This window comes from Streptomyces sp. NBC_01320 (genome assembly GCF_035974375.1).
Classification (GTDB): domain Bacteria; phylum Actinomycetota; class Actinomycetes; order Streptomycetales; family Streptomycetaceae; genus Streptomyces; species Streptomyces yanii.
Genome location: NZ_CP108390.1, coordinates 10,110,382 through 10,134,448, shown reverse-complemented (window position 1 = coordinate 10,134,448; position 24,067 = coordinate 10,110,382). Strand labels below are relative to the sequence as shown.

Genomic DNA, 24,067 nt, shown 5'->3' with positions numbered 1-24,067 from the left:
GCCCGGCCCGCTGTCCGGCTCAGGCGGATGCGGGGGCAGGCACAGCGGCCGGCGCCTGCGCCGTCGACTCCCGCACGACCAGGCGCGGCCGGATGAGCAGCGAGCGCCCGGCCACCGGCGCCGAGTCGATCCGGGCCCTCAGCTGCTGGAACGTCTCGGCAGCCATCTCCGGAAGCGGCTGGCGGACCGTGGTGAGTGGCGGTTCGAAGAGGTCGGCGAGCAGGATGTCGTCGAAGCCGACCACCGAGACGTCCTGTCCGGCGGTGCGCCCGGCGTCCTTCGCGCCCCGGCAGATCCCGATCGCGCACATGTCGTTGATGGCGACGAACGCGGTGGGCGGGCGCGGTCCGGACAGCAGCTCCCGGGCGGCGTTACGGCCCAGCTCGGCGGCGTCCTTGTCGCCGAACTCGGTGGTGTCGGCGCCCGGCCAGACCACCGCGTCGGCCGGGTCGAGCCCCGCGGACTCCAGGGCCGCGCGGAAGCCGCGCAGTCGCTCACGACGGTTGACGCTGTTGACCGAGCCGGAGACGAACGCGAGGCGCCGGTGGCCCAGTTCGATGAGATGACGCGTGGCGAGTTCGGCGCCCATCGCGTTGTCCACGCTGATGCTGGCCAGCGATGGCGGGTCGCCGGCCTGGGCGGTGCGGTCGAAGGCGACCATCTTCAGACCGCGGCTGAGCAGCGGCGCCACATGGTCGAGCGACGGCAGTGAGGAGCAGAGCACCACTCCGCTCACCCCGTCGGCCAGCAGCTCCTCGCCGTACTTGAGTTCACGCGCCGGATCTCGCTCACTGTTGCAGAGCAGCACGTGATAGCCCTCGGCGAGCGCAATGGCCTCCAACTCGCGGGCGAGCGCCCCCCAGAAGGGGTTGGCCACCGACGGCACGATCAGGCCGATGACCTTGATCCGGCCGGTGCGCAGCATCCGTGCCGCACGGTTCGGCCGGTAGCTGAGCTGCTCAATCGCCTGCTCGACACGGGCCAGGGTGGTCGCCTGCATACGGTCCGTACGCCCGTTGAGGACATTCGAGACCGTGCTCGCGGAGACCCCCGCAGCCTCCGCGACCTGATGGATCGTTACCCCGCTCATGCCACCTCCGGTTCGGAACGTGTTCCATCGGGCTAGTGTACCGATTTACTGAACCCTCCTCACCGGTACACCCGTTAACTTCCCCGAAAATTATTAGGCATCAGCTGTTGACGTCCCTCTCGGGACGTTCCTAGCATCAGTGCATCGATTTACCAGCGCTTCCCAGCCATAGCTGGGTTGCCATCGCTGGATCGATCCACAGCCTCCACCTCAAAAGGGGTGTCCCATGGAACTCAAAAGACGGTCGTTGCTTGCTGCCATCGGCGCGGGTACCGCTGCCGCCGCCCTCGGCGGCTGCGGCACCGGCACGTCGACGGCCGACTCCGCCGGCGGTGCCGCTGAGGGTGAGATCACGCTCCTCACCCCGATCTATGAAGGCGCCGACGGCAAGACTCTGTTGGAGAAGGAGATCCTCGGCGGCTTCCGGAAGAAGTACCCGGACGTCAAGGTGAACGTGGACTACACCACGTACGCCCAGCTCAACGAGAAGATCACCACCGGTCTCGCGGGCGGTCTGCTGCCCGACGTGCTGATGATGGGCGTCGGCTGGATCCCGCCGTTCGCGGCCAAGAAGGCGATCGCCGAACTGCCGGAGAAGCTCGCCGCCGCGCACGACTACGAGAAGCGGGTGCTGGAGCCGTCCCGGTACGACGGCAAGCTGTACGCGCTGCCGGTCGTCCTCGACACCCGCATCGTCGTCTACCGCAAGGACCACTTCGCCGAGGCCGGTATCAAGAAGACCCCGGCGAACTGGGCCGAGCTGCGTGCCGTGGCCAAGCAGCTCACCAAGAACGGCCGGGTCGGATTCGACCCGTTCTCCATCGAGCTGCGCCAGTGCTGGGAGACCTTCCTCTTCGCCAACGGCGGCCAGCTGTTCAGCGCGGACGGCAAGAAGGTGCTGTTCACCGACACCCGTGGGGTCGAGGCGCTCCAGTTCTTCAAGGACCTGGTCAAGGACGGTTCGTCCGACTACGCCAAGAAGACGGAACTCGGGGCCCCGACCAACATACAGACCGGCAAGGCGTCGATGATGATGTCGACCAGCGCACTGTGGAAGCAGGTCGGCGACCAGGCGCCGGACCTGCTCAAGGACGACAAGCTCGGGGCGTTCATCCTCGCCAACCGGAAGCCCGCGATGCTCCAGGGCGGCACGCTCGTCACCCAGTCCGCAAGCTCCAAGCACCCCGCGGCGGCCCGCGCGCTCGTCGAGTACCTCGCCTCGCCCGATTCGATCCTCGGCGCTGCCAAGCAGCGCGGTTCGGTGCCCGGCCTGAAGGACCTCAGCGACACCTCGTACGTGAAGGAGAACAAGTTCGTCGACCTCGCCCTGCAGAGCATGGGCGACGCGTGCTCCGAGGGCGGCACCCCCGCCTGGATGGAGATCCGCGAGAAGATCAAGCCCACGCTGGAGCCCGCGATCGTGGGCAACCAGTCGGCGAAGGAAGCTATCGCTGAACTCGGCCGGCTCGCCGAGGCCGCGATCGGCCGGATGTAAGGACCCGTCACAGTGGGAGCTACATCCGTATTGAAGGCGCGTCCCGCGCCGCCCTCCGCCCCGGACGGACGCGCGGTCGCCAAGAAGCGCACCGGCCGGGCACCGACGGGGCCGGGGCGCCGCAGGCAACGCGCCGGCATGCTGATGGTGGCGCCCGCGCTGCTGCATGCCTCGCTCTGGATCGGCATGCCGGTCGTCGCATCGGTGGTCCTGGCCTTCACGAAGTACGACGTGCTGACGGCGCCGCAGTTCGTGGGTCTGGACAACTTCAGCGAGATGATGGGCGACGCGGTCTTCCGCAAGTCCATCGTCAACACCGTCATCTACACCTTCTTCACGGTGCCGTTCGGCATGATGCTGGGACTGCTCGTCGCCCTGGCGCTGCACACCGGTCTGAAGGCCCGGAGCATCTACCGCACTGCGGTCTTCCTGCCGCAGGTGACGGCGACCGTCGCGATCGCGCTGGTCTGGCTGTGGATCTACAACCCGGGCAACGGGCTGTTGAACACACTCCTGTCGTTCCTCGGGATCGACGGACCGGCCTGGCTCGCGTCGACCTCATGGGCGATGCCCTCCGTGATCCTGGTCGGGATCTGGCAGGGCATCGGCATGAAGATGCTCATCTACCTGGCCGCGCTGCAGTCCCTGCCGAAGGAGCTGTACGAGGCGGCCTCGGTGGACGGTGCCTCGAAGGTGCGGCAGTTCTTCTCGATCACCGTGCCGCTGCTGAGGCCCGCGACGTTCTTCGTCCTCATCACGTCGATGATCAGCGCGTTCCAGTCCTTCGACCAGATCTACATCCTGACCGACGGCGGTCCCGCCAACAGCACCACGATGATGACGTACGAGATCTACAAGTCCGCCTTCCGGGAATTCCGCGTCGGCTACGCCTGTGCCCAGTCACTGGTGCTGTTCGTGCTGCTGATGGGCTTCACCCTGGTCAACCGCCGGATCATGGGAGGCACCCGTGGCCACAACTGAGCTCCACGCGCCAAGGGGCGCGAAGAAGTCCCGGCCTCAGCGGAACGACAAGCCGGTCACCCCCGGCCGGATCGCGCTCTATGCGACCCTCACCGTCGTCTCGCTGCTGATGGTGGTGCCGTTCGTCTGGATGGTGCTGACCTCACTCAAGACCCCGGTGGAGATCGCCTCTCAGGACGCCGGACTGCTGCCGGAACACTGGGAGTTCGGGAACTATGTGGACGCGCTGAAGGCGGCACCGTTCGCGACGTACGCACGCAACAGCTTCATCATCGCGATCAGTCACACCGTCATCAATGTGGTCGTGGCGTCGATGGCCGGTTACGCGCTGGCGCGGATCAAGTTCCGCGGCAGCGAGGTCATCTTCTACCTCTTCATCGCCGCACTGATGATCCCGACGTACACCAAGGTGCTGCCGGAGTTCCTGATCGTCCGCTTCATGCCGCTGGCCGGCGGGAACGACATCTTCGGCCAGGGCGGCAGCGGCTGGCTGGACTCCTGGTGGGCGCTGATCATTCCCGGTGCCGTCACCCCGTTCGCGGTCTTCCTCTTCCGTCAGTTCTATCTGGACCTTCCGGTGGAACTGGAGGAGGCGGCCAGACTCGACGGTCTGGGCGAGTTCCGGATCTACGCCCGGATCATGACGCCGCAGGTCAAGCCCGCGCTCACCACGGTGGCGCTGCTGACCTTCGAGTCGTCGTGGAACAACTTCCTCTGGCCGCTGCTGGTGACCCGCACGGACAGTCTGCGGGTGATCCAGGTGGGGCTCTCCGTCTTCAAGACGGAGAACGGTCCCCAGTGGCACTTCCTGATGGCCGGCACCACGCTGGCCACCCTGCCGATGGTCATCCTCTTCCTCATCGGTCAGCGCTACTTCGTGCAGGGCTTCGCGACCGCCGGTCTCAAGTGACCGGATCGGGTCCCCGGTGACCGGATCAGGTCCCAGGTCACCGGGTCAGGTCCCAGGTCACCGGCTTTCGGCCGAACGGCCGTTCTTCGAAAGGTACTTACTCCATGTCTGCTGATCTCAACGAATCCCGCGCACTGGTGACAGGGGCGGGCCATGGCATCGGCCGCGCCATCGCCGTCGCCCTCGCCGAGGCCGGCGCCGATGTCGCCGTCCACTACCACTCCTCCGCCGACGAGGCCGCGAAGACGGTCTCCGCGATCGAGGCTCTGGGCCGCAGGGCGAAGGCGTTCCAGGCCGATGTGACCGTGACGGCGGACGTCGACCGGGTCGTCGAGGAGGCGGCCGGATTCCTCGGCGGTCTGGACGTCCTGGTCTGCAACGCGGGCCATCTGATCGGCCGCGCCACGATCGCCGAAATGACCGACGACCACTTCGACCAGGTGATCTCGACCAACCTGACGTCGACGTTCCGTACCGTGCGGGCCGCACTGCCGCATCTGACGCAGTCCCCCGCCGGGCGCGTCATCACCATGTCGTCGCTGGCCGCGCACAACGGTGGCGGCCCCGGCTCGGTGGCGTACGCGGCGGCCAAGGCCGGTATCCGCGGCTTCACCAAGGGGCTGGCCAAGGAGCTCGGCGGTACCGGGATCACGGTCAACACCGTCGCACCCGGCTTCATCAAGGGCACCGCCTTCCACGACACGTTCACCGCGCCCGAGGCGCAGCAGGCGATGGAGGCAGGCATCCCGGTGGGCCGGGCCGGCACGCCGGAGGATGTCGCAGCGGCCGTCGTCCACCTGGCGTCGCCGTCGTCCGGCTTCCTCACCGCCACCACGGTGGACATCGACGGTGGCGTATGGCCGCGTTGAGGCGGATCGCGCGGGAGCGCGGCGGCTGGTGGCACGCGTACGTCTGCCCGGCGCACGGGGTCGAGCTCGATCACGGTGATCTGCTCTCCGGGGTCTTCCCGGACGGCGGTGCGCGCTGCTCGTACGGCTGCCGGGTGGACGACGAGGCGGTGCGCGGCGCCTGGCTGGTGCTGTCGCACCAGGCGTGGGCACGGCATCTGCGGGTGCTGGCCCACCGGGGCGAGCGGGCGGAGGCGGTGGCGCGGCTCGTCGAGTACGCCGGTCTGTACGCGGAGCTCGCCACCGAGCGGCACGGCGAGGCTCAGACCTGGATGCTGCGCGGCCGGCTCTTCCACCAGGCCCTTACCGATGCCATCTGGGCGGTCGGCATCGGGCACACCGTCATCACGCTCGCCGAGGAGTCCACGGACGGTCTGGCCTCGGTGCTGCCGCTCCTCGACGATCTGGAACGGGCCGCGCTGGACGCCCGGGATGTGCTGACCGACCAGGGGCATCTCGCTTCCAACTACACCGCGTGGCTCAACGCCGCCGGTGTGGCGGCGAGTCGTGGTGCCGCCGCGGCCCGCGGCGAGGAATGGGACGGCGCGAAGGTATGGCTCGACGGCGAGCATGGGCTGTACGCGCATCTGCGCGTCGCGGTCGCCGACGACGGCTGGGAGTGGGAGGGCAGCACCTACTACCACGGGTTCGTACTGCGGGCCGCACTGCTGGCGCTGCGCTCGACCGACCCGGCGGCCGTTCCGTCCGACGTGATCGGCGTGCTGGCCGGGATGACGGATGTACTGGCGGCGATCGCCACGCCGGGCGGCATCCTTCCCGCACTGCACGACGGCCCGTATCTGCGTCGCCCTCTCGCCCTGGAGTGGCTCGAACTTGTGGCGCTGGCACAGCAGTTGGTTCCGTCCCCCGCCCTGGATGCGGTGGCGGAGCGGGCCCGGGCCGAGCTCGGCGCACACGACGACGGGCTGGACCGTGAACTGGGCGGCTGGTTCATGGGCCCGCCGCTGCCGGTACGCCCTGCGGCCGGTCCGGTCACGGTGTTCGGCGAGGCCGGATATGCGGTGCTGCACGGTGCGGGGATCCACGCACTGCTGGACTTCGGTCCGCACGGCGGCTCGCACGGCCATCGCGACAAGCTGTCGCTGTATCTCTACGGGGACACCACTACATGGCAGCCCGACCCCGGCCAAGTTCCCTATGCACACGCGGAGTTCCGTGAACTGTACGCGTCCACGGAGGTACATCCCGCCTTCCGGGCGGACCGCGCCGAGCAGGCGGAGTGCACCGGGAAGCTGCTCGCTTCGGACGGTTCCTCCGTCACGGCCGAGGTGACCCAGGCGTACGAGGGTGTCCGGGCGGTGCGACGGATCGCGTTCGGCGACAGCTTTCTCGTCGACCTGCTGACGCTGACCGCCGAGGACGCCCGGCAGTTCACCGCGCAGCTGCGCCCCGGCGTCGCGCTGGACGTCCAGCTGCAGGGAGTCGGTCCCGTGCGCACCACGTGGTACGGCGACGAGACGCTGCACGGCTGGCACACGCACACCGACGGCGTGCCGGTCCGTCCGGTCACCCGGCCGGGGCCGGGCCCGGCGGACGATCCGCAACGGATGCGTACCCGCGTCGACTTCACCGCCGACGCGCAGCGGGTCGTGTTCGCCTCGGTGTACCAGGCGTCGTCGGCGGGGCCCGCCGTCACCGACGTACAGCTGGACGGTGACGGACTGACGGTCGGCCTGGCCGACGGCAGTACGGCACGGTTCCGGACGGAGGACTGACCCTTGTTGCTCTCGGCGACCCCGCCGCCCGGCCCGCGTCCCGCGCAGGAGGTGCGGTTGTACGAGGAGGCCGCCCGCCACCGCGGGCTGACCCCGCCCCGTACGCATCCCCTGGCCAGCATCACCTGGCTGGGTCCCGCCGCCTCCAACCCGGCGCTGGCCTACCGGGTCGGCGGCGACCGGGCCCATCTGGCTGAGAGCCGTCGCTGGATCGAGGCGGCGGTACGGCTGCCGCACTGGGGCAAGGCCCATATGCCGGACCACGATCTGGACGCCGGCTGGCTGCTGCATCATCTCTCGCTCACCTACCGGTGGATCGGTGACGATCTGCCGGACGGGGTGCGGGCGCTGCTGCGGTACAAGCTGCTGCTCCAGGGGCGGCGGATGTACGAGTTCGCGGTGGCGAGCGAGGGCGGCTGGTGGTCGTCGTCGTACTGGCAGAACCACAACTGGATCTGCTACGCGGGGCTCGCGACGGCCGGTTACGTGCTGGGCAAGGAGGAATGGACCGGGCGCGCCAAGGACAATCTCGGTACGGTCCTCGATCTGATGCCGGAGGACGGTTCGCACGCCGAGGGCGTCGTCTACTGGCGCTACGGTGTGCCGTTCCTGGCGATCCAACTGGACCTCCTCCAGGAGGCGGAGGGCATCGACTGGTGGGACCGCGGCGGTTTCCTCTCCCGTACGTTCCGCTACCGGCTGCACCAGACCGCTCCCGGCTTCGCCCGCAATGTCGACCACGGCGACTGCCACGACCGGCGCAGCGGGCACAGCGCGGGTCTGTACTACCGCCTCGCTGCCCAGTACGGCATCCCGGAGGCGCAGTGGATGGGCGATCTGGCGTCGGGCGAACTCCTGTGGAAGGAGGCGTCGGAGAGCGGGGTGCGGCCGGGGATCCTGCCGGAGGCGTACCTCGAATACCTCTGGTACGACCCGTCCGTCCCGGCCGCACGGCCCACCGCGACCCGGGCGTTCTTCCCGGATCTGGGGCTGCTCGCGGCGCGTACGGGATGGGACGACGACGCCACACTCGTCTCCTTCAAGGCGAGCCCGGGCGGCGGTCACAAGGCGTGGGAGACCTCCGCGAAGCACCGGGCCGAGCGGGGCTGGGTGACGCTCAACCAGGGACACCACCACCCCGACTCTGGTTCGTTCGTGCTGGTTTCGCAGGGCGAATTCCTCGCGGTGGACGAGGGGTACAGCAACCGGAAGCGGGCCGCGCACCACAACCTGCTGCTGGTGGACGGGCAGGGTTACGCGGACGAGGACCGCTACCACGTCTACCAGGACATCCCGTTCGAGCGGCAGGCGCGGCAGCGCGATGTGCTCCTCGACGACGACTGCGGCTGGGCGCACGCCACGGCGGAGATCGCCGCGATGTACGACCCGGAGCTCGGGGTGCGGCGGCTCGACCGGACGCTGGTGTTCACCCCGTCGGGGCGGCTGGTGCTCCTGGACCTCGCCGAGGCGGATACGGCGCGGGAGTGGACGTTCCTGCTCCAGACCGACCGGCCGACCGAGCCGCAGCCGGACGGTACACGGCTGATCCGGTCCGGCGCCGCCGTGGCCCGGGTGGGGCAGTTCGCGCCCCACGACGCATCGGTCACCTCGGATGTCACCGAGGTGGAGGCCAATCCGACGTCCAGCACACCGGAGCTGCGTCTCACCCGCACGCTGCACACACTGCGGTCGACGACCGCGCGGACGGTTTCCGGGCTGTTCCTCACCACGATCACGCCCGGTGCGTCCGGCCCGGGCGAACACGCCGCGTGCGTGGAGGGACACGGAGTCGCCTTCGACGGCGAAACGGTGCTGCTCTCCCCCGTCGCCCGCCGGATCCGTACCGCCGACGTCGTTGCCGACGGGGCCGCCGTGCTGCTCGGCGACGGTGACAGCGCCCCGTACGTGGTCGCGGCCACGCGGCTGCGGCTGAACGGCCGCGTGCTCCTCGATGTCGCGGAGCCGTACACAGGAAAGGTCGGCTGATCATGCAGGCAACCCTCTCGACCCGGAAGCCGCGGGCCGGCGCCCTGTCCGGCTGGCCGACACTGCTGCGCCGGCTGGAGTTCGTGGCCTATCCGGCCGCTGCCGGGGCCGCGTTCGCGGTGCTGTCGCTCGGCGTCGTGACCTGGCTGCCCGCGCTCGCCGCGATGGGACACGCTCTCCAGCGGTGGCGCGCGGAGGGCGACAGCCGCTGCTTCACGCAGGTGTTCACCGCATTCCCGCAGTACTGGCGCGCGCTGTGGCGGCACTCCCTGGCGTCCACCGCCGCGGCGCTCGTCCTCGCGGCCAACATCGTCCACCTGCTGGGCCGTTCGGAGCCCTGGACGTTCGTGGTGCTCGCCGCGCAGGTGGGCATCGCGGCGGCAGCGGTCATCCACCATGTGGCGCTGGCGGCCGAGGCGGGCCGTACGCCCCGCGGACGCGTCCGCGACTGGTCGCGCGGTGCGCTGGTGCTCGGCTTCGGCTCGGCCGCCCGTGGCACCGCACTGCTCGGCGCGGTGATCTCCGCCGTGCTGCTCTCACTCGTCGTACCGCTGGGGCCGCTGCTTCTCGGCCCGAGCATTCCCGTACTGCTCGCTCTGTCCTTCGCCGATCCCAGGAGGAACACCCCATGAGCCGTGTATTACGCACCACTCTCGTCGCCGCGCTCGCCGCGGCAGCTCCGCTCGCCTGTCCGCCGCCGTCCGTCGCGGCGGAGGCGGCGACCGCGTACTACGTGTCGCCGTCGGGCAACGACTCGAACGCGGGCACGTCGGCAGGTGCCCCGCTCGCCACGATCCAGAAGGCCGTGGACCTGGCGCCCACGGGCGCGGTGGTGAATCTCGCTGCCGGTACGTACAAGCAGGACGTGGTGACCAGGCGCTCCGGCGTCACGATCACCGGCCCCTCGACCGCCGTGGTGAAGGGGGCGGGGGACGCCCGGATCATTCAGGTGCAGCACGACTCGACCACACTGAGCGGGTTCACCGTGGACGGGCTGCACGGGTCGTCCACCGATGTCTCGGGGTACCGCCTCAAGCTCATATATGTCATGAGCACGACTCCGGGCAATGGTGTGGGCGCGCTGCGCATCACCGGTATGACGCTGAAGAACGCCGCCGACGAATGCCTGCGGGTGCGCTATCTCGTCACCGGAGCCGACATCTCGGGCAACACCATCACCCACTGCGGCGTCGCCGACTTCGAGTTCGGCGGCGGTGGCAAGAACGGTGAGGGATTCTACCTCGGCACGGCCCCCGAGCAGCAAGGCGCCAACGGGGCCCCGGACGCCGCCCCCGACATCAGCAAGAACAACCGCATCCACCACAACACCATCGCCACCCAGGGCAATGAGTGCGTCGACGTGAAGGAGAACTCGACCAACAACTATGTGGAGTACAACGACTGCAGCGGTCAGCAGGACTCCAGCTCCGGGGGGCTCGACGCGCGCGGCAGCGGCAACATCTTCCGCTACAACACCATTCACGACAACGTCGGCGCGGGCATCCGGCTCGGTGGCGACACCGCCACGGACGGAATCGGCACCAGCGTCTACGGCAACACCATCACCGGCAACGCGGGCGGCGGCATCAAGTTCATGCGCACCCCGCAGGGACCGGTCTGCACCAACACGATGAGCGGGAACACCGGCGGCGACGCGGTCGGCACCTATGGCAGCGAGTACGCCCCGACGGGTGCGTGCCCCCGGTGACCGGCCGGGGACCCGCGAGACGCGGGGTACTGACGGCAGCTGCGGCAGGGCTCGCCGCGGCGGCCGCGACGGCGCCGGGTGCGCAGGCCGCCGAGGCACCGAGGAGCGGCGTGGGCAGGTCGCGCTGGACGACGTCCTGGGCGACCGCGCAGACCGCGCCGACCGCCACCGACGCCGTGGCGAGCGCCGGACTGACCGACGGGACGTTCACCGCCACCGTGCGGCTGTCGGCCGGCGGACAGGTCCGGCTGCGGTACGGGCACGCGTTCGGCACCGTACCCGTCCTGATCGGCCCGGTGACGGCGGGCGGGCAGCCGGTGACGTTCGGCGGACGGCGGCAGGCCTGGGTCGCCGCGGGCGCCTCCCTGACAAGTGATCCGGTCGCCGGTCTCCGTACCCCCGACGCAGCCCGGCTGACCGTGGAGACCCGGCTGCCCGGGCCCACGGGACCGCTCTCCTTCCACCGCAACACGCATGCCTCGCACAGCGTCGACGGAACCCGCACGACCTCCGTGTTCCTGCTGACGGGCGTCGAAGTGACGGGCGCACACGGGCCGGTGATCGCGGTGCTCGGCGACTCCATCGCGGAGGGCGTCGGCACGCCCGACGACGCCGATCTGCGCTGGCCGGACCAGCTTACGCGACGGCTGCCCGGATCCGCCGTCGCCAATCTCGGTATCAGCGGCAACCGGGTGTTGCTCGACGACACCCGGTTCGGACCGAGCGGTCAGGCCCGCTTCGACCGCGATGTGCTGTCGCTGCCGGGGCTGCGCACCGTCCTCGTCCATCTCGGGGTCAACGACCTTCAGCAGCCGCCCAGCCAGACCGACCCGGCACTCCTCCTGGCCGGCTACCGACAGCTCGTCCTGCGCGCCCGGAACACCGGGCTGCGGGCCGTCGGCGCGACCATCACCCCGTTCGAGGGCTGGACCCGCTGGACGCCCGAGCTCGAAGCGGTCCGGCAGCGGATCAACGCGGCCGTGCGCACGGGGCGGGTCTTCGACGCCGTCGTCGACTTCGACGCCGCGGTCCGCGACCCGGACCGCCCCTCGCGAATGCTGCCCACGCACGACAGCGGCGACGGACTGCACCCCAACCCCTCCGGCCATGCGGCGCTCGCCGCGGCCGTCGACCGACGACACCTCCTGTGAGGGCCCGCATCATGAACCGAGGCACCACCCGACGCACCGTTCTCACGGGAGCGGCGGCGCTCGGCGCAGCCGCCGCGCTGCCCCTGACCCCGACCACGGGTACGGCACACGCCGCGGAAGCCGCCGACAGCGCCGCCGCGCTCCGCGCCCGCTGGCACACCCTGCTCACCGGCGGCTACGGACTCGACCTCACGGACCCGCAGATCGCGGCGACGGTGGCCCGGATCGGCAAAGCCGCGACCACCTCCGCCAAGGGCCTCGACCCGACCCGACCCGACGGTCTGTTCCCGGATCTGACCAGCACCACGCTCTCCAACCACGTCACCACGTCGTTCAAACGCCTCGCCACGGTCGCGACCGCGTGGGCCGTCCCCGGCACTCCCCAGTACGGCGACACCGCACTGCGCGAACTGCTGCTGGCCGGCATCGACTGGATGCTGACGAACCGCTACGGCCCCGGGCACACCAGGTTCGACAACGACTGGGACTGGGAGATCGGCTCCGCGCTCGCCCTCAACGACGCGACCGTCCTGCTGTACGACGCGCTCGGTACGGAACGGCTGACCCTCATCAACACGGCAGTCCGGCACTACACGCCCGACCCCAATCTGTGGCGGGCCGACCGGCAGATCGCGACCGGTGCCAATCGGGTGTGGATCTCCACCGTCGTCGCTGTCAACGCGGTGCTGCGCGACAACGGCGACGATCTCCTCCGCGTCCGTGACGCCCTGTCGGACGTCGAGGGTTCGGGCGCCAACAGTGTGCTGGCGTTCAACGACACCAGCACCGCCGCGGAGGGCACCGGCGAGGGGTTCTACTCCGACGGCTCGTTCCTCCAGCACTACAAGCACCCGTACAACGGTGGCTACGGCAAGGAACTCCTGAGCAACCTCTCCCGGCTGCTGAACCTGCTCGCCGGTACGGCATGGACGGTCACCGACCCCGATCTCGACAACGTCCGGCACTGGGTCGACGACGGTTTCGACCCGCTCATCGCCCGCGGCGATGTCATGGCGTCCGTCTGCGGGCGCGAGATCGCCCGCCCCAGCAAGCAGGGCCACGTCTCGGCGCAGACGGTGATCGAAGCGGTGGTGCGGCTGATTCCGAGCTTTCCCGGAGAGACCGCCGACCGGTTCACCGCCCTGGTCAAGCAGTGGATCGCCGAGGACACCTACCGGGACTTCCTCGCCGCGACCGACCTGGCGACGCTCGTCGCCGCCCGGCAGATCATCGCCTCGCCCGTCCCGGCGCGCGGCCCACTGGTCGCCCACAAGCAGCACCCGCGGATGGACAAGGCGGCCCACCACCGGCCCTCGTTCGCACTCGGCATCTCGGCGTACTCGACGAGGATCTACAACTACGAGTCCATCCAGAACGAGAACCTGCACGCCTGGCACCTCTCCGACGGCATGGTCCTGCTCTACACCGACGACCTCGGGCACTACAGCGAGGACTACTGGCCGACCGTCGACCCGACCCGGCTGCCCGGCACCACCGTCCTCGCCGGCCGCCCCGCCGACGCGGCCGGCCAGCGCACCACCAGCACGGCCGACTGGGCGGGCGGCGCCGCGCTGCCCGGAACGACGCTCGGTGCGTACGGCATGGAACTGCGCGCGTTCGGGAGTTCGCTGCACGGCCTCAAGAGCTGGTTCTGCCTGGACGACGTGATCGCCTGCGTCGGCTCCGGCATCACCGCCGACGCGGGCACCGCCGAGACGGTCGTGGAGAACCGGAAGCTGCGCGACCCGCGGGCGGCCCTCCTCGTCAACGGCACGGCCGTACCCGCCGACGCGGGCTGGTCGGACCGGCTCGACCGGGTCCGCTGGCTGCATCTCGCCGGAACCGGTGGCTACATCTTCCCCGAGCCCGCCCAGGTCAATGGCGTGCGCGAGGACCGGACCGCGACCTGGCGCGAGATCAACCTCAAGTACGGCACCGACACCCCTGTCACCCGCCCGTATCTGACGCTGTGGCAGGACCACGGAACCGCGCCGGACGGAGCCGGCTACTTCTGGCTTCAGGCGCCCGGCGCATCCGCCGAACGCACCAGGCGGTGGTCGGCCGCGCCACCGGTGAAGCTGGTCGCCGACTCCACGGCCGTGCACGCGGTGCGCCGCTGCGCGGACGGCCTGTTCGCGGCGAACTTCTGGACCGCGGGCACCGCGCAGGGCCTCACCTCGGACGGGCCGGCATCGGTGCTGGTGCGGCCCGAGGGGAAGACGGTGACCGTGTCGCTGTCCGATCCCACCCAGCTCAGGTCCGGTGTGGTGCTGGATCTCGACCGGCGCGGTCTGTCCGTCGTCTCCGCCGATCCCGGCGTGAGCGCCGCGTCCACCGCCCGGGGCATCCGGATCACGGCCGACACCGCTGAACTCCACGGTGCAACCCTCACCCTCACCCTGAACAGGAGCTAGACCCTTGTTGTTCGACATGCCCCTGGAGCGGCTGCGCGAGTACCGGCCGGAGCCTGAGGAGCCCGCGGACTTCGACGCGTTCTGGGCGAAGACGCTCACCGAGACCGGCCGCCATGGCCTGGACGCCGAGTTCGTCCCGTACGACGCCGGGTTCGCGACCGTCGACGTGTTCGACGTGACCTTCCGAGGCTGGGGCGGGCAGCCGGTGAAGGCGTGGCTGATGCTGCCGCGCGTCCGCTCGGGCCCGTTGCCCGCCGTGGTGCAGTACATCGGCTACAACGGCGGCCGGGGCATCCCGTACTCCTGGCTGACCTGGAGCGCCCTCGGCTACGCGCATCTGGTCATGGACAACCGGGGACAGGGTGGTGGTGGCAAGAACACCGCGGACACCCCGGACATCGGACCCGACGGCCACGGCTCCTCGTCCCCGGGCTTCCTCACCCGCGGCATCGAGGATCCGTACCGCCACTACTACCGGCGGCTGATCACCGACGCGGTGCGGGCCGTCGACGCGGCCAAGGCCCATGAGGCCGTCGACGCGTCGCGGGTCGCGGTGCTGGGCGGCAGCCAGGGCGGCGGGCTCGCCCTCGCCGCCGCCGGGCTGCGGGACGACGTGGTGGCGGTTGTCGCCGACGTGCCGTTCCTCTGCCACTACCGGCGCGCCTCGCAGATCACGGACGCGGGCCCGTACGCGGAGATCGCCCGCTGGCTGTCCGGGCACCGCTTCCGGATCGACGAGGCGATGGAGACGCTGTCCTACTTCGACGGGGTCAACTTCGCGGCACGGGCGACCGCTCCGGCGTGGTTCTCGGTCGGGCTGATGGACAAGATCTGCCCGTCGTCGACGGTGTTCGCCGCCTACCACCGCTATGCGGGTCCGGCCGAGATCGAGGTGTTCACGTACAACGGACACGAGGGCGGCGCGGAATACGACCTGCCGCGCAAGCTCGGCGCACTGCGCGGCGTCCTCGGTCCGTAGGCACGGGAACAGGTCACCGGCCCAGCGCCGCCATCGCGGCGTTGTGGCCGGGGACCCCGCTGACCCCGCCGCCGCGCACCGCGCCCGCCCCGCACAGCAGGACGTTGGCGTGTTCCGTCTCGACGCCCCACCGGCCGGTGGACTCCATGGCGAACGGGAAGGCGAGGTCCCGGTGGAAGATATGGCCGCCGGGCAGCCGCAGATCCTGCTCGAGGTCGAGCGGGGTCTTCGCCTCGATGCACGGTTCGCCGTTCCCGTCGACGGCCAGACAGTCGGCGATCGGCTCGTCGAGATGCGCGTCGAATTCGGCGAGCGTGGCCTTGAGGAGGGCGGCGCGCGTCGCCTCGTTGTCCGCGGCGAAGAGCCGGGCGGGCGTGTGCAGACCGAAGAGGGTGAGGGTCTGGTAGCCGCGCGCGGCGAGGTCGGGACCGAGGATCGACGGGTCGGTCAGCGAGTGGCAGTAGATCTCCGACGGCGGGGCCGTGGGCAGCCGGCCCGCAGCCGCGTCCCGGTACGCGTCGGCCAGCTGCCCGTACCCCTCCGCGATGTGGAACGTCCCGGCGAACGCCTGGCGAGGGTCGACGGAGCGGTCGCGCAGCCGGGGCAGCCGGCGCAGCAGCATGTTCACCTTCAGCTGGGCGCCCTCGGCAGGAGTCGGCGGTTCGTCGCCGAGAAGTGCGGCCAGGGCCTGCGGCGAGGCGTTGACGAGGACCCGGCGGGCGGCGACCGTCCGCTCGCCCTCGGCTGTGCCGACGGTGACCTCGGCCCGTGTCCCGTCGGTCTCGATCCGGGTCGCCTCGTGGTGGACCCGGATCTCGGCCCCCGCCGTCCGGGCAGCCTGCGCGAGGGCGTCGGTGAGCGCACCCATGCCGCCGACGGGGACGTCCCAGTCGCCCGTGCCGCCGCCGATCACGTGGTAGAGGAAGCAGCGGTTCTGGAGCAGCGACGGGTCGTGCGCGTCGGCGAAGGTACCGATCAGCGCGTCGGTGAGCACGACGCCGCGCACGAGATCGTCGGTGAAGTTCTCCTCGACGGCCGCGCCGATCGGCTCCTCGAAGAGCATGCGCCAGGCGTCCGCGTCCCCGATCCGGTCGCGGAGCGCGTCCCGGGTGGGCAGCGGTTCGGTGAGGGTCGGGAAGACCCTCTCGGCGACCTGCCGCGTCATGCCGTAGAAGCGCTGCCATGCCTCGTACTCGCGCTCCCCGCCGGTGAGGGCGGCGAAGGACTCCCGGGTGCGGTCCCCGCCGACGAGCAGTCCGGTGGCTCGCCCGCCACGGACGGTCGGGGTGTACGAGGAGACGGTCCGCTTCCGTACGGCGAAGTCCAGACCCAGGTCGCGGACGATCTTCTGTGGCAGCAGGGACACCAGATAGGAGTAGCGCGACAGCCGTGCGTCGATCCCGTCGAAGGGACGGGTCGAGACGGCCGCTCCCCCGGTGGTCCCGAGGCGTTCGAGGACCAGGACGGACTGTCCTGCGCGGGCGAGGTAGGCGGCGGCGACCAGACCGTTGTGGCCGCCGCCCACGATCACTGCGTCATAGGTGTCAGGTGCGGGCATGGCCCTTGTTAACACAGGATGATCGCCACTGGCCAGAGGCGGTGGCCCGGGGGGTCCACAGTCAGTGCGGGGGCACACCCCGCTGCTGGCGCAGCGCCGCGACCCTGCGGTACAGCTCGACGGCCTCCGTGCCCCGGCCGAGCTGTTCGAGGCAGTGCGCCTCGTCGTTGCGGCTGGCGAGCGCGTCGGGGTGATCGGCTCCGAGGACCTGTTCGCGGGCCTCGGCAACCGCCCGGTAGACGGTGAGGGCTTCGGCCCAGCGGCCGAGCCAGCCGAGGCCGACCGCGACCTCGCGGCGGCTGATGAGGGTGTCGGGGTGGTCGGGGCCCAGGACCCGTTCCCGCATGGCGCACACGTCGCGTGCTTCGGTGAGCGCTTCCTCCCAGCGGGCCAGCCGTCCCAGGTTGACGCCGAGGCCGTGGCGGGCCCGGAGCGTCTCGGGGTCGGCGGGGCCGTTCACCCGGGTCCGGTCGTCGACGAGGGCGCGGTAGAGCTCCAGGGCCTCCGCGCTGCGGCCGAGTCGGCCGAGACTGATGCCGACCTCGTAGCGGGCCGAAAGCGTGTCGGGGTGGTCGGCGCCGAGGGTTCGCGCGCGACCCTGAGCGACTTCCCGGTAGGTCTGCAGGGCATCCGTCCAGCGCCCCAACTGGCCGAGGGTGTACGCGACCTCATAGAGGGTGACCAGGGTGTCGGGGTGGCTCGCGCCGAGCAACCGGGTGCGGGCGTGCGCCACGTCTCGGGACATCCGGTACGAGTCCTCCAGGCGCCCGAGCCTGCTGAGGTTGAACGCGAGGTTGTGGCGGCAGCGGAGGGTGTCGGGGTGGTCGGGGCCCATCGACCTTTCCCTGGAGGCGAGCACCGCGGCGTACACCTGGTGGGCTTCGAAGTGACGGCCGAGCTGGCCGAGTACGTATGCCATCTCCTGTCGGGCGGCGAGGGTCTCCGGGTGGTCGGGGCCGAGAGTCCGTTCGCGGCCTTGGGTGACGCGCCCGAATTCGCGTAGCGCGTCGGCGGCGCGCCCGGTGCGGCTGAGGGTGAACCCCACCTCGTACCGGCTGGAGAGGGTGTCTGGGTGGTCGGGGCCGAGGGCGTGCTCGCGTTCGGCGGCGACCGCGCGGTGCACCTCGCCGGCCTCCTCCCAGTGACCGAGCCGGCCCAGGTTGAGGCCCGCGCTGTGCCGGTTGGCGAGAGTGGAGAGGAGCTCCGGGGAGGGGGTGGGCCGCTCGGGCCGGGCGGGCGGCAGCCCCGCAGTCGGGGCCCTCAGGTCGGTGCCGGTGGTCCACTCGCCGGTCAGGCCCGCGGAGTGGTCGGGCGGGGCGAGACCGAGTTGCATGGCGCCGGACGCCTTGTGTCCGGTGGTCATGCCCCGGGTCCAGGATGGTAGCCGGGGTTCGCCGTCGGGCGGCTGCTGTCCCGGGCGTACGACGGGGACCGGCGGGGCGAGCCGGACGCGTCCCGACGGCCGTGGGGGTCCGGACGCCGGAAGATGCCGCTGTTCGCCGGTGCGTCCTACGGCGATCCGCTGCCGCAGGTCGCCCGCGTCTGCGGGCCGCTCCTCCGGGGTCTTCGCCAGCAGCTCCAGGACGACGCGGTCGAAGAAGCCGGGGAGTTCGGCACGGTGGGTGCGGAGCGGTTCCGGCTGGGTGTCGCGGTGTCCGACGAGAACGGCCCAGGCGTCATCGAGGTCGAAGGGCGGAACCCCTGTGGCGATCTCGTAGAGGACGCAGCCCAGCGAGTAGAGGTCGCTGCGGTGGTCGACCTGGCCACCGCTGATCTGCTCGGGCGACATGTAGTGCGGGGTACCCATGGCAATGCCCGTACCGGTCAGGCGGGAGGTGAAGTCGATGTCGTGCCCGAGCCGGGCGATGCCGAAGTCGCAGATCTTCACCGTGCCGTCGGCCAGCCGCATGATGTTGGCGGGCTTGAGGTCGCGGTGCACGATGCCCTGCTGATGGGTGTAGCCGAGGGCGTCGGCAACCTGCTCGGCGATGTCGACGACGTCCGGGACCGGCAGCGGATGCTGCTTGTTGTCCTCCAGGAGCTGGCTGAGGTTGCGGCCGTCGAGGAGCTCCATCACCAGGTAGAGGACCCCTTCGTACTCGCCGAAGTCATGGACGACGGTGACACCGCGGTGCTGGAGGGCGGCGGCCACCCGTGCCTCTCGACGGAACCGTTCGCGCAGGATCCGGGTGAACGACTGATCATGCTGGGGCCCCACCGGCTTGAGACATTTGACGGCCACGTGACGGCCCAGCGACTCGTCGCGGGCGCGCCACACCTCGCCCATGCCCCCGCGCCCGATCAGATCGAGCAGCCGGTACCGGCTCTGGATCAGCCTGGTGTCCGCCATCGCGTGCTGTCGCCCCCGTCGCTTCGCCTACTGCTGCGCCCTCCCCGGCCCGTCCAGTATGGCTGCCGGGCTGCGGAGTTTGGAGGGGGTGGGGCGGCTGCCGGGACCGAGTCGTTCCATCGCCTTCACAATGTGGCCGGGCGGGAGTTGCCAGCGCAGCCGTGAGGGGATGCAGCGCAGGGCGGTGCCGGTGGCGCGCAGCCGCCGGTCGACGGCGTGCGGGGGCGGCGCGGCCCTCCCGTAGAGCTCATGGGCGTAAGGGGGAAGGGACTGGTAGGCGAGTGCTGCGACGCGCCGCCAGAGGAGTTCGCGCGCCGGTACCAACAGGGCGTGGACGGGCGGTCGGCGGAGGAAGGAGTCGACGTCGAACGCCTCGGCTCCTGCGGCGAGCTCGGGGCGCACCCGGTCGAAGTAGGCGGCGAGCTGGGCGGTGGTCGCGGGTACGCCGTCGGGATCGAGGCCCACCAGGCGGGCGCTGGTGCGGTGTTCGTCGATGTAACGGTCGGCCTGGGCGGCGCTGAGCCTCTGGCCGGAGCGGAGCTGCACCTGGAGGTAGGAGTCGACCTCGGCGCAGTGCACCCAGAGCAGCAGCTCCGGTTCGTCGACGCCGTACGTCTCGCCGGTCGCCGGGTCGGTGGCCTTGAGCAGCCGGTGGATCCGGCGGACGCGGGCGCCCGCCTTCTCGGCGGCTTCGGTGGTGCCGTAGGTGATGGTGCCGACGAAGCCTGCGGTACGCATCAGCCGCCCCCAGGCGTCCTTGCGGAAATCGGAGTTCTGCATGACGCCCCGGACGGCGCGCGGGTGCAACGCCTGGAGGTAGAGGGCACGCACCCCGGCGATCCACATCATCGGGTCGCCGTGCAACTGCCAGGTGACGGATTCGGGACCGAAGAGCCCCGGGTCGGCTTCCACCATCACTGCTCGTACCTCCCGCTCGGCCGCGTACGTACGTATGGCGTCTGCACCCACAGGATGCGCTGTGACCGGGCTGATGCTCCAGGCCCCGCTCCGGCTCGGTCACACCCCGGCGACGGCCGCGACGCCGACCCGGCCGCCGTCGACGTCGCGCACGGTTCCGTGGGCGAACGCCACCTCGTCGCCGGCCAGGTGCGCCGCCGCCCGCGCGAGGGCATCGGGGCTGCCGACCCGGCCGGCCGGAGCGCCTTCATCATGATGTCGGCCGCATGCGCCTCGGTCTCGTCCGGGGCGCGCGTGCGCACCACGCCGGGCGAGATCGCGTTGATCCGCACGCCGGGCGGGCCGAACTCGGCGGTCCAGGCCCGGGTCGAGGTCTCCACCGCTCTCTTGCTGGAGCTGTAGAGGATGATCAACAGTTCCCACTTTTTTTCAGCGGATATCCGTCATCCTCAGTGAACAACCTGATGTTGTGAAGCTTTCCGAGTGGGCAGCGCGCAGCGGCGTGCACTACCAGACCGCGTGGACCTGGGCGAAAGAGGGCCGTATGCCGGTCCCGGTCGTCCAGACGCCGTCGGGTACGTGGCTCGTGACCGCGCCCGCCATGTCGGAACCGGGCTGTGCGGACGTCGGTCAGTGCGTTCTCGCCCGCGGTGGCGAAGATGTCGATCACACGGGAGACCGTCGGGTCGTCGGCCACCAGCCCGAACACGGCCGACAAGAACGTCTTCGACAAACCGTTCCTAAACAGTGTCGAGGAGTGAGCCTTGTACCCACGTCCCCGACACCATCACGTGCAAGGACTTCCGGAGAGAGATCCCGGCACCCGACCCCGGCCCTGAGGGACCGTCCGAGCCCTAATACTGCAACCGCATGTGGGGGTCATGGCCTCGGCGTTGGTAGTGGCAGCGGCGGGCTCGGGCTTGGCTGCGGCGTCGGAAGTGTGACCAGTGCAGACGGTGCTCGTTGGAATGGCAGTGGGGCGTGATGACGACGTGCCCGATCAGTCGGCGGATCTCCGGGACGCTGAGGGGTATGAGGTCTTGCTCGTCGTTTCCGCTGCCCCTTTTGCGGCTTCTGCGGCGCGGATGGCGGTCAGGTAGGCGAGGGCGGCCATTGCCAGGGTGATGTGCCGGTACCAGGCCCGGTAGAGACGGACCTGGTAGTGGTCCAGGCCGCATTCGCCCTTGGCGATCTGGAAGCATTCCTCCACCTGCCAACGTGCGCCAGCGGTCCTGACCAGGTCTTTCAGCCGGGAGGTGACGGGGCCGTAGCAGACGTAGTAGGCGATCTCGGTGGGGTCGCTGATGCTGCGGCGGGCCAGGACCCAGTGCCCGAAGCCGTCCTCCCATGCCGGGCGGATTGCGATCCGGGCCCAGTCGTAGAACCGCTGGCCGTGCGCGCCCGCACCAGCGGAGATCCGTTTCCATGCCTGCCGGGGCACGGCGGTGACCAGGTCGCGGACCTCGGCGTCCGTGCCGCCGGTGGTGGGCACGGTGTCGTTGACCTTGGTGGCCAGGACGTAGGCGACGTGTCGTTCCTCCAGCCAGGCCCGCATGTGTTTGACCTGGCCGTATGCCTCATCCGCGGTGACCCAGGCGAAAGGGACGCGTGCGTCGATCGCGCGTTGCAGCATCCACTTGAAGTGCTCGATCTTCGTGGCGAAGGGCACCTCGTCACCGATCCCGGCCGCCCGGCACCGTTCCCTGTCATCCGTCCAGGAGACAGGGATATACAGCTCGCGGTCGATCAAGGCCCGGCCTGCGGCGGAGGCGTAGGCCAGGAACGTGCCGATCTGGCAGTTCTCCGTGCGCCCGGCCGTTCCGGAGTACTGCCTCTGGACCCCGGCCGACTTGATGCCCTTCTTCAGGAAGCCGGTGTCGTCCCCGATCAGTACCGCGTCCTTGCTGCCGATCGTCTCGACGATGAAGTCGCGCACATCGTCGCGGACCGCGTGCTCGTCCCAGTCGGCGAAGTTCAGCAGCCGCTGGAAACCGTCCGGGCGACGCTGGCCTAGCCTGCTCAGCCAGCGTCCACCCATTCTTCCTTTCCAGCGGCGCGAGCAACGTGGACAGGTAGTCCAACGCCCGCTCACGTGGCTCCGACCGGCCAAAACGTCCCGCAAACCGGGCATGAAGCCCGGCTATCCCATCGGACCAGTCCTCGATCTGCGCGACCGTCAGCGATTCATCACACAGTCAGCCCAACGACCAAAACGACGACCCGTCACGCCACATGCGGTTGCAGTACTAACCTTCACCCAAGCCATGGTCGAAGCCCCGCAGTACCGGATCGAGCCGCTCCCACAGGTCGTCCGGCACGATCCACGGCGAAGTCCTCATGCGCCACCAATGCGGAGCACCGACATGCGCAAGGTGTGATGGACAACCGCCAGCATTTCGCCGCTCCGCCTGCTCATGACCTGGCACTACGCGCCTTCTACGTAGTGCCAACTACCCATCTCGACTTTCGACGTTCTGATTGATCGTCATGCCAGGTGTGCGCTGGCTGCGGCCCATGCCTCTTGCACGGCGCGGATTTCGGTATCTGTGGGCTGACCGGCGTCGATGGGCATAAATCGGGCCGCGATGATCGTTCGGCGGAGCTTGGCGGTCATGTCGGAGAACGCCGGGTGCGTCTTGGTGAGGTACCACGGGGCCCGTGCCCGGTGCTCGGCCGCGTCCTGGGGGTGGTGGCCGTGCAGCGCGTACCAGACCACGGTGATCGTGTAGCAGTACAGGCCGAACGGAACCCCTCGCTGGACCGCGCGCCGGGTCCGGTGGTGGGCCTGGCCGACGCCGAGGATGCCGCGGGCTTCGCCGAAGGTCACCTCGATCGACCATCGCGCGGCATACCGGGCCACCAGTTGCCCGGCCGACGCGGTCAGGTCGGTGGAGATCAACGCCAGGTCGTAGCCGGTGTCGATGGCATCCTCGCGGAGCAGCAGCACCTTCACCGTTTGGGTGTGGAAGGAGCCGTACCACAGGCAGGTGGTCTCGGCGGTGAACACGGTCTCGGTGCGGCCGTAGCGGGTCACGGCCTGCGGGGTGAACGCCAGCGTGGCGGCCAGCTCGGCCGGAGTGCCGAGCCTGTCGCCTTTCAGGCGGGGCCTACCGCGCCGTCCGGTCGGCGGTGGGGCAAGGCGGTAGAGCACCGCGTGGGACGGCAGCCGGGTAGTGAAGGTGACAGATACGGGCAGGTCACGCAGCGCCTTGCCGTGGTAGGCGGCATCCGCGACCACATCGATACGTCGGCTCCAGTGGCAGGCGGCCAGGAATCGGATCATGGAAGCGGCCAGTTCGACCTTGGTCTGCTCGCCTTTCGGGCGGTGCAGCCGGGCGGCCACCGGCAGGCACACCGGACGGGGCAGGAACGGCAGGTCCACGATCAGGCCGAGGACGACGAAGCAGGTGCCGTAGCCGATCCCGTCGCGGCCGGCGGCGGAGCCGTCGTGCTGCCAGGCGGCGCCGAAGACCTTCTTCCCACGCCGTTTGAACAGCGTGTCGTCGACCGCCACCGTCAGCGGGGTGCCGTCGGGCACCACAGAGCGCACCACAAGGTGGGACAGCGACGCGCCCAGCGTCTGCGGCTCCCAGCGGGCGCGGGCGAAGAAGGAGTGGGCCCGGTCATGGGACCAGCAACGGGTCAACCCCGCGCCCAGCAGCATCCCGGTGACCGTGCCCCGACCGGTGTTCGCGATCAGCCCAGTGACCAGCGCGGCGAACGTGGAGAAGGTCGGCGAGGTGAAACTGCCGCGCAAAGCGCCCAGCACAGCGAGCAGAGATGCGGGTACGGTCGGATCCGGAAGCATCGGCGGGTCCCTCACAGCAGGCGACATAAGCACCGCCGATGCTTCCTTGGCGTTTGCCTCCCGGCCGGGCCGATG

The 24,067-nt window shown here is 70.1% G+C and carries 16 protein-coding genes and 2 pseudogenes; 11 read left to right on the top strand and 7 right to left on the bottom strand.

Going from position 1 to position 24,067, the window contains the following annotated elements; all coding sequences use genetic code 11:
- Window positions 1-19: 19 nt before the first annotated feature.
- The gene (locus OG395_RS46035; RefSeq protein ID WP_327248237.1) at window positions 20-1,090 is read right to left on the bottom strand and encodes a LacI family DNA-binding transcriptional regulator; all 1,071 of its coding nucleotides are present in this window, start codon (window positions 1,088-1,090) and stop codon (window positions 20-22) included.
- A gap of 226 nt (window positions 1,091-1,316) precedes the next feature.
- Here OG395_RS46035 and OG395_RS46030 point away from each other — a divergent pair, with 226 nt between their 5' ends.
- From OG395_RS46030 to OG395_RS45980, 11 genes are all read left to right on the top strand, one after another.
- A complete protein-coding gene (locus OG395_RS46030; protein ID WP_327248236.1) occupies window positions 1,317-2,585 on the top strand; it encodes an ABC transporter substrate-binding protein in 1,269 nt (422 codons plus the stop codon).
- 12 nt (window positions 2,586-2,597) lie between these two features.
- Window positions 2,598-3,566 (top strand): carbohydrate ABC transporter permease, encoded by a 969-nt coding sequence (locus OG395_RS46025; protein ID WP_327248235.1) that lies wholly within the window; start codon window positions 2,598-2,600, stop codon window positions 3,564-3,566.
- Window positions 3,553-4,476, top strand: a complete 924-nt coding sequence (locus OG395_RS46020) for a carbohydrate ABC transporter permease (protein WP_327248234.1) — start codon at window positions 3,553-3,555, stop codon at window positions 4,474-4,476. Before OG395_RS46025 ends, OG395_RS46020 begins: the two co-directional genes overlap by 14 nt.
- Before the next feature lie 104 nt (window positions 4,477-4,580).
- Window positions 4,581-5,345 carry an SDR family NAD(P)-dependent oxidoreductase gene (locus OG395_RS46015; protein ID WP_327248233.1) on the top strand — a complete coding sequence of 255 codons (765 nt, stop codon included), beginning with the start codon at window positions 4,581-4,583 and terminating at the stop codon, window positions 5,343-5,345.
- On the top strand, window positions 5,333-7,120 hold the full coding sequence (locus OG395_RS46010) for a heparinase II/III domain-containing protein (RefSeq protein ID WP_327248232.1): 1,788 nt from the start codon (window positions 5,333-5,335) through the stop codon (window positions 7,118-7,120). Before OG395_RS46015 ends, OG395_RS46010 begins: the two co-directional genes overlap by 13 nt.
- Window positions 7,121-7,123: 3 nt before the next feature.
- Window positions 7,124-9,106: a hypothetical protein gene (locus tag OG395_RS46005; protein ID WP_327248231.1), complete on the top strand. Its 1,983-nt coding sequence runs from the start codon at window positions 7,124-7,126 to the stop codon at window positions 9,104-9,106.
- Window positions 9,107-9,108: 2 nt separating this feature from the next.
- The gene (locus OG395_RS46000) at window positions 9,109-9,738 is read left to right on the top strand and encodes a hypothetical protein (RefSeq protein ID WP_266989528.1); all 630 of its coding nucleotides are present in this window, start codon (window positions 9,109-9,111) and stop codon (window positions 9,736-9,738) included.
- A complete protein-coding gene (locus OG395_RS45995; protein WP_327248230.1) occupies window positions 9,735-10,814 on the top strand; it encodes a right-handed parallel beta-helix repeat-containing protein in 1,080 nt (359 codons plus the stop codon). Before OG395_RS46000 ends, OG395_RS45995 begins: the two co-directional genes overlap by 4 nt.
- A complete protein-coding gene (locus OG395_RS45990; protein ID WP_327248229.1) occupies window positions 10,811-11,965 on the top strand; it encodes an SGNH/GDSL hydrolase family protein in 1,155 nt (384 codons plus the stop codon). The genes OG395_RS45995 and OG395_RS45990 overlap by 4 nt, the downstream gene beginning before the upstream one ends.
- An 11-nt stretch (window positions 11,966-11,976) precedes the next feature.
- The gene (locus OG395_RS45985; protein ID WP_327248228.1) at window positions 11,977-14,379 is read left to right on the top strand and encodes a polysaccharide lyase 8 family protein; all 2,403 of its coding nucleotides are present in this window, start codon (window positions 11,977-11,979) and stop codon (window positions 14,377-14,379) included.
- A gap of 4 nt (window positions 14,380-14,383) precedes the next feature.
- Window positions 14,384-15,358, top strand: coding sequence for an acetylxylan esterase (locus OG395_RS45980; RefSeq protein WP_376342042.1), 975 nt, complete (start codon window positions 14,384-14,386; stop codon window positions 15,356-15,358).
- A gap of 13 nt (window positions 15,359-15,371) precedes the next feature.
- Here the strand turns inward: OG395_RS45980 and OG395_RS45975 are convergent, their stop codons facing one another.
- From OG395_RS45975 to OG395_RS45950, 6 genes and pseudogenes are all read right to left on the bottom strand, one after another.
- Window positions 15,372-16,916, bottom strand: coding sequence for a phytoene desaturase family protein (locus OG395_RS45975; protein ID WP_327248227.1), 1,545 nt, complete (start codon window positions 16,914-16,916; stop codon window positions 15,372-15,374).
- Window positions 16,917-16,977: 61 nt separating this feature from the next.
- Complete coding sequence (locus OG395_RS45970; protein ID WP_327248226.1) at window positions 16,978-19,266, bottom strand: serine/threonine-protein kinase; 2,289 nt, start codon at window positions 19,264-19,266, stop codon at window positions 16,978-16,980.
- Window positions 19,267-19,293: 27 nt separating this feature from the next.
- Entirely contained in the window at window positions 19,294-20,181 is an 888-nt protein-coding gene (locus OG395_RS45965) for an oxygenase MpaB family protein (protein ID WP_327249674.1), read from the bottom strand.
- A 102-nt stretch (window positions 20,182-20,283) separates the two neighbouring features.
- Window positions 20,284-20,588: pseudogene (locus OG395_RS45960) on the bottom strand (SDR family oxidoreductase); the annotation flags it as partial.
- A 596-nt stretch (window positions 20,589-21,184) separates the two neighbouring features.
- Window positions 21,185-22,349, bottom strand: a pseudogene (locus OG395_RS45955) (IS701 family transposase).
- 320 nt (window positions 22,350-22,669) lie between these two features.
- Complete coding sequence (locus tag OG395_RS45950; protein WP_327241768.1) at window positions 22,670-23,992, bottom strand: IS701 family transposase; 1,323 nt, start codon at window positions 23,990-23,992, stop codon at window positions 22,670-22,672.
- Window positions 23,993-24,067: the final 75 nt, after the last annotated feature.

What these genes read in the sequence shown, in the direction of transcription:
- OG395_RS45950 (WP_327241768.1), bottom strand. Translation starts at nt 23,992, where the DNA reads ATGCTTCCGGATCCGACCGTACCCGCATCTCTGCTCGCTGTGCTGGGC.
- OG395_RS46015 (WP_327248233.1), top strand. Translation starts at nt 4,581, where the DNA reads ATGTCTGCTGATCTCAACGAATCCCGCGCACTGGTGACAGGGGCGGGC.
- OG395_RS46035 (WP_327248237.1), bottom strand. Translation starts at nt 1,090, where the DNA reads ATGAGCGGGGTAACGATCCATCAGGTCGCGGAGGCTGCGGGGGTCTCC.
- OG395_RS46000 (WP_266989528.1), top strand. Translation starts at nt 9,109, where the DNA reads ATGCAGGCAACCCTCTCGACCCGGAAGCCGCGGGCCGGCGCCCTGTCC.
- OG395_RS45975 (WP_327248227.1), bottom strand. Translation starts at nt 16,916, where the DNA reads ATGCCCGCACCTGACACCTATGACGCAGTGATCGTGGGCGGCGGCCAC.
- OG395_RS46010 (WP_327248232.1), top strand. Translation starts at nt 5,333, where the DNA reads ATGGCCGCGTTGAGGCGGATCGCGCGGGAGCGCGGCGGCTGGTGGCAC.
- OG395_RS45970 (WP_327248226.1), bottom strand. Translation starts at nt 19,266, where the DNA reads ATGGCGGACACCAGGCTGATCCAGAGCCGGTACCGGCTGCTCGATCTG.
- OG395_RS46030 (WP_327248236.1), top strand. Translation starts at nt 1,317, where the DNA reads ATGGAACTCAAAAGACGGTCGTTGCTTGCTGCCATCGGCGCGGGTACC.
- OG395_RS45995 (WP_327248230.1), top strand. Translation starts at nt 9,735, where the DNA reads ATGAGCCGTGTATTACGCACCACTCTCGTCGCCGCGCTCGCCGCGGCA.
- OG395_RS45965 (WP_327249674.1), bottom strand. Translation starts at nt 20,181, where the DNA reads ATGGTGGAAGCCGACCCGGGGCTCTTCGGTCCCGAATCCGTCACCTGG.
- OG395_RS45985 (WP_327248228.1), top strand. Translation starts at nt 11,977, where the DNA reads ATGAACCGAGGCACCACCCGACGCACCGTTCTCACGGGAGCGGCGGCG.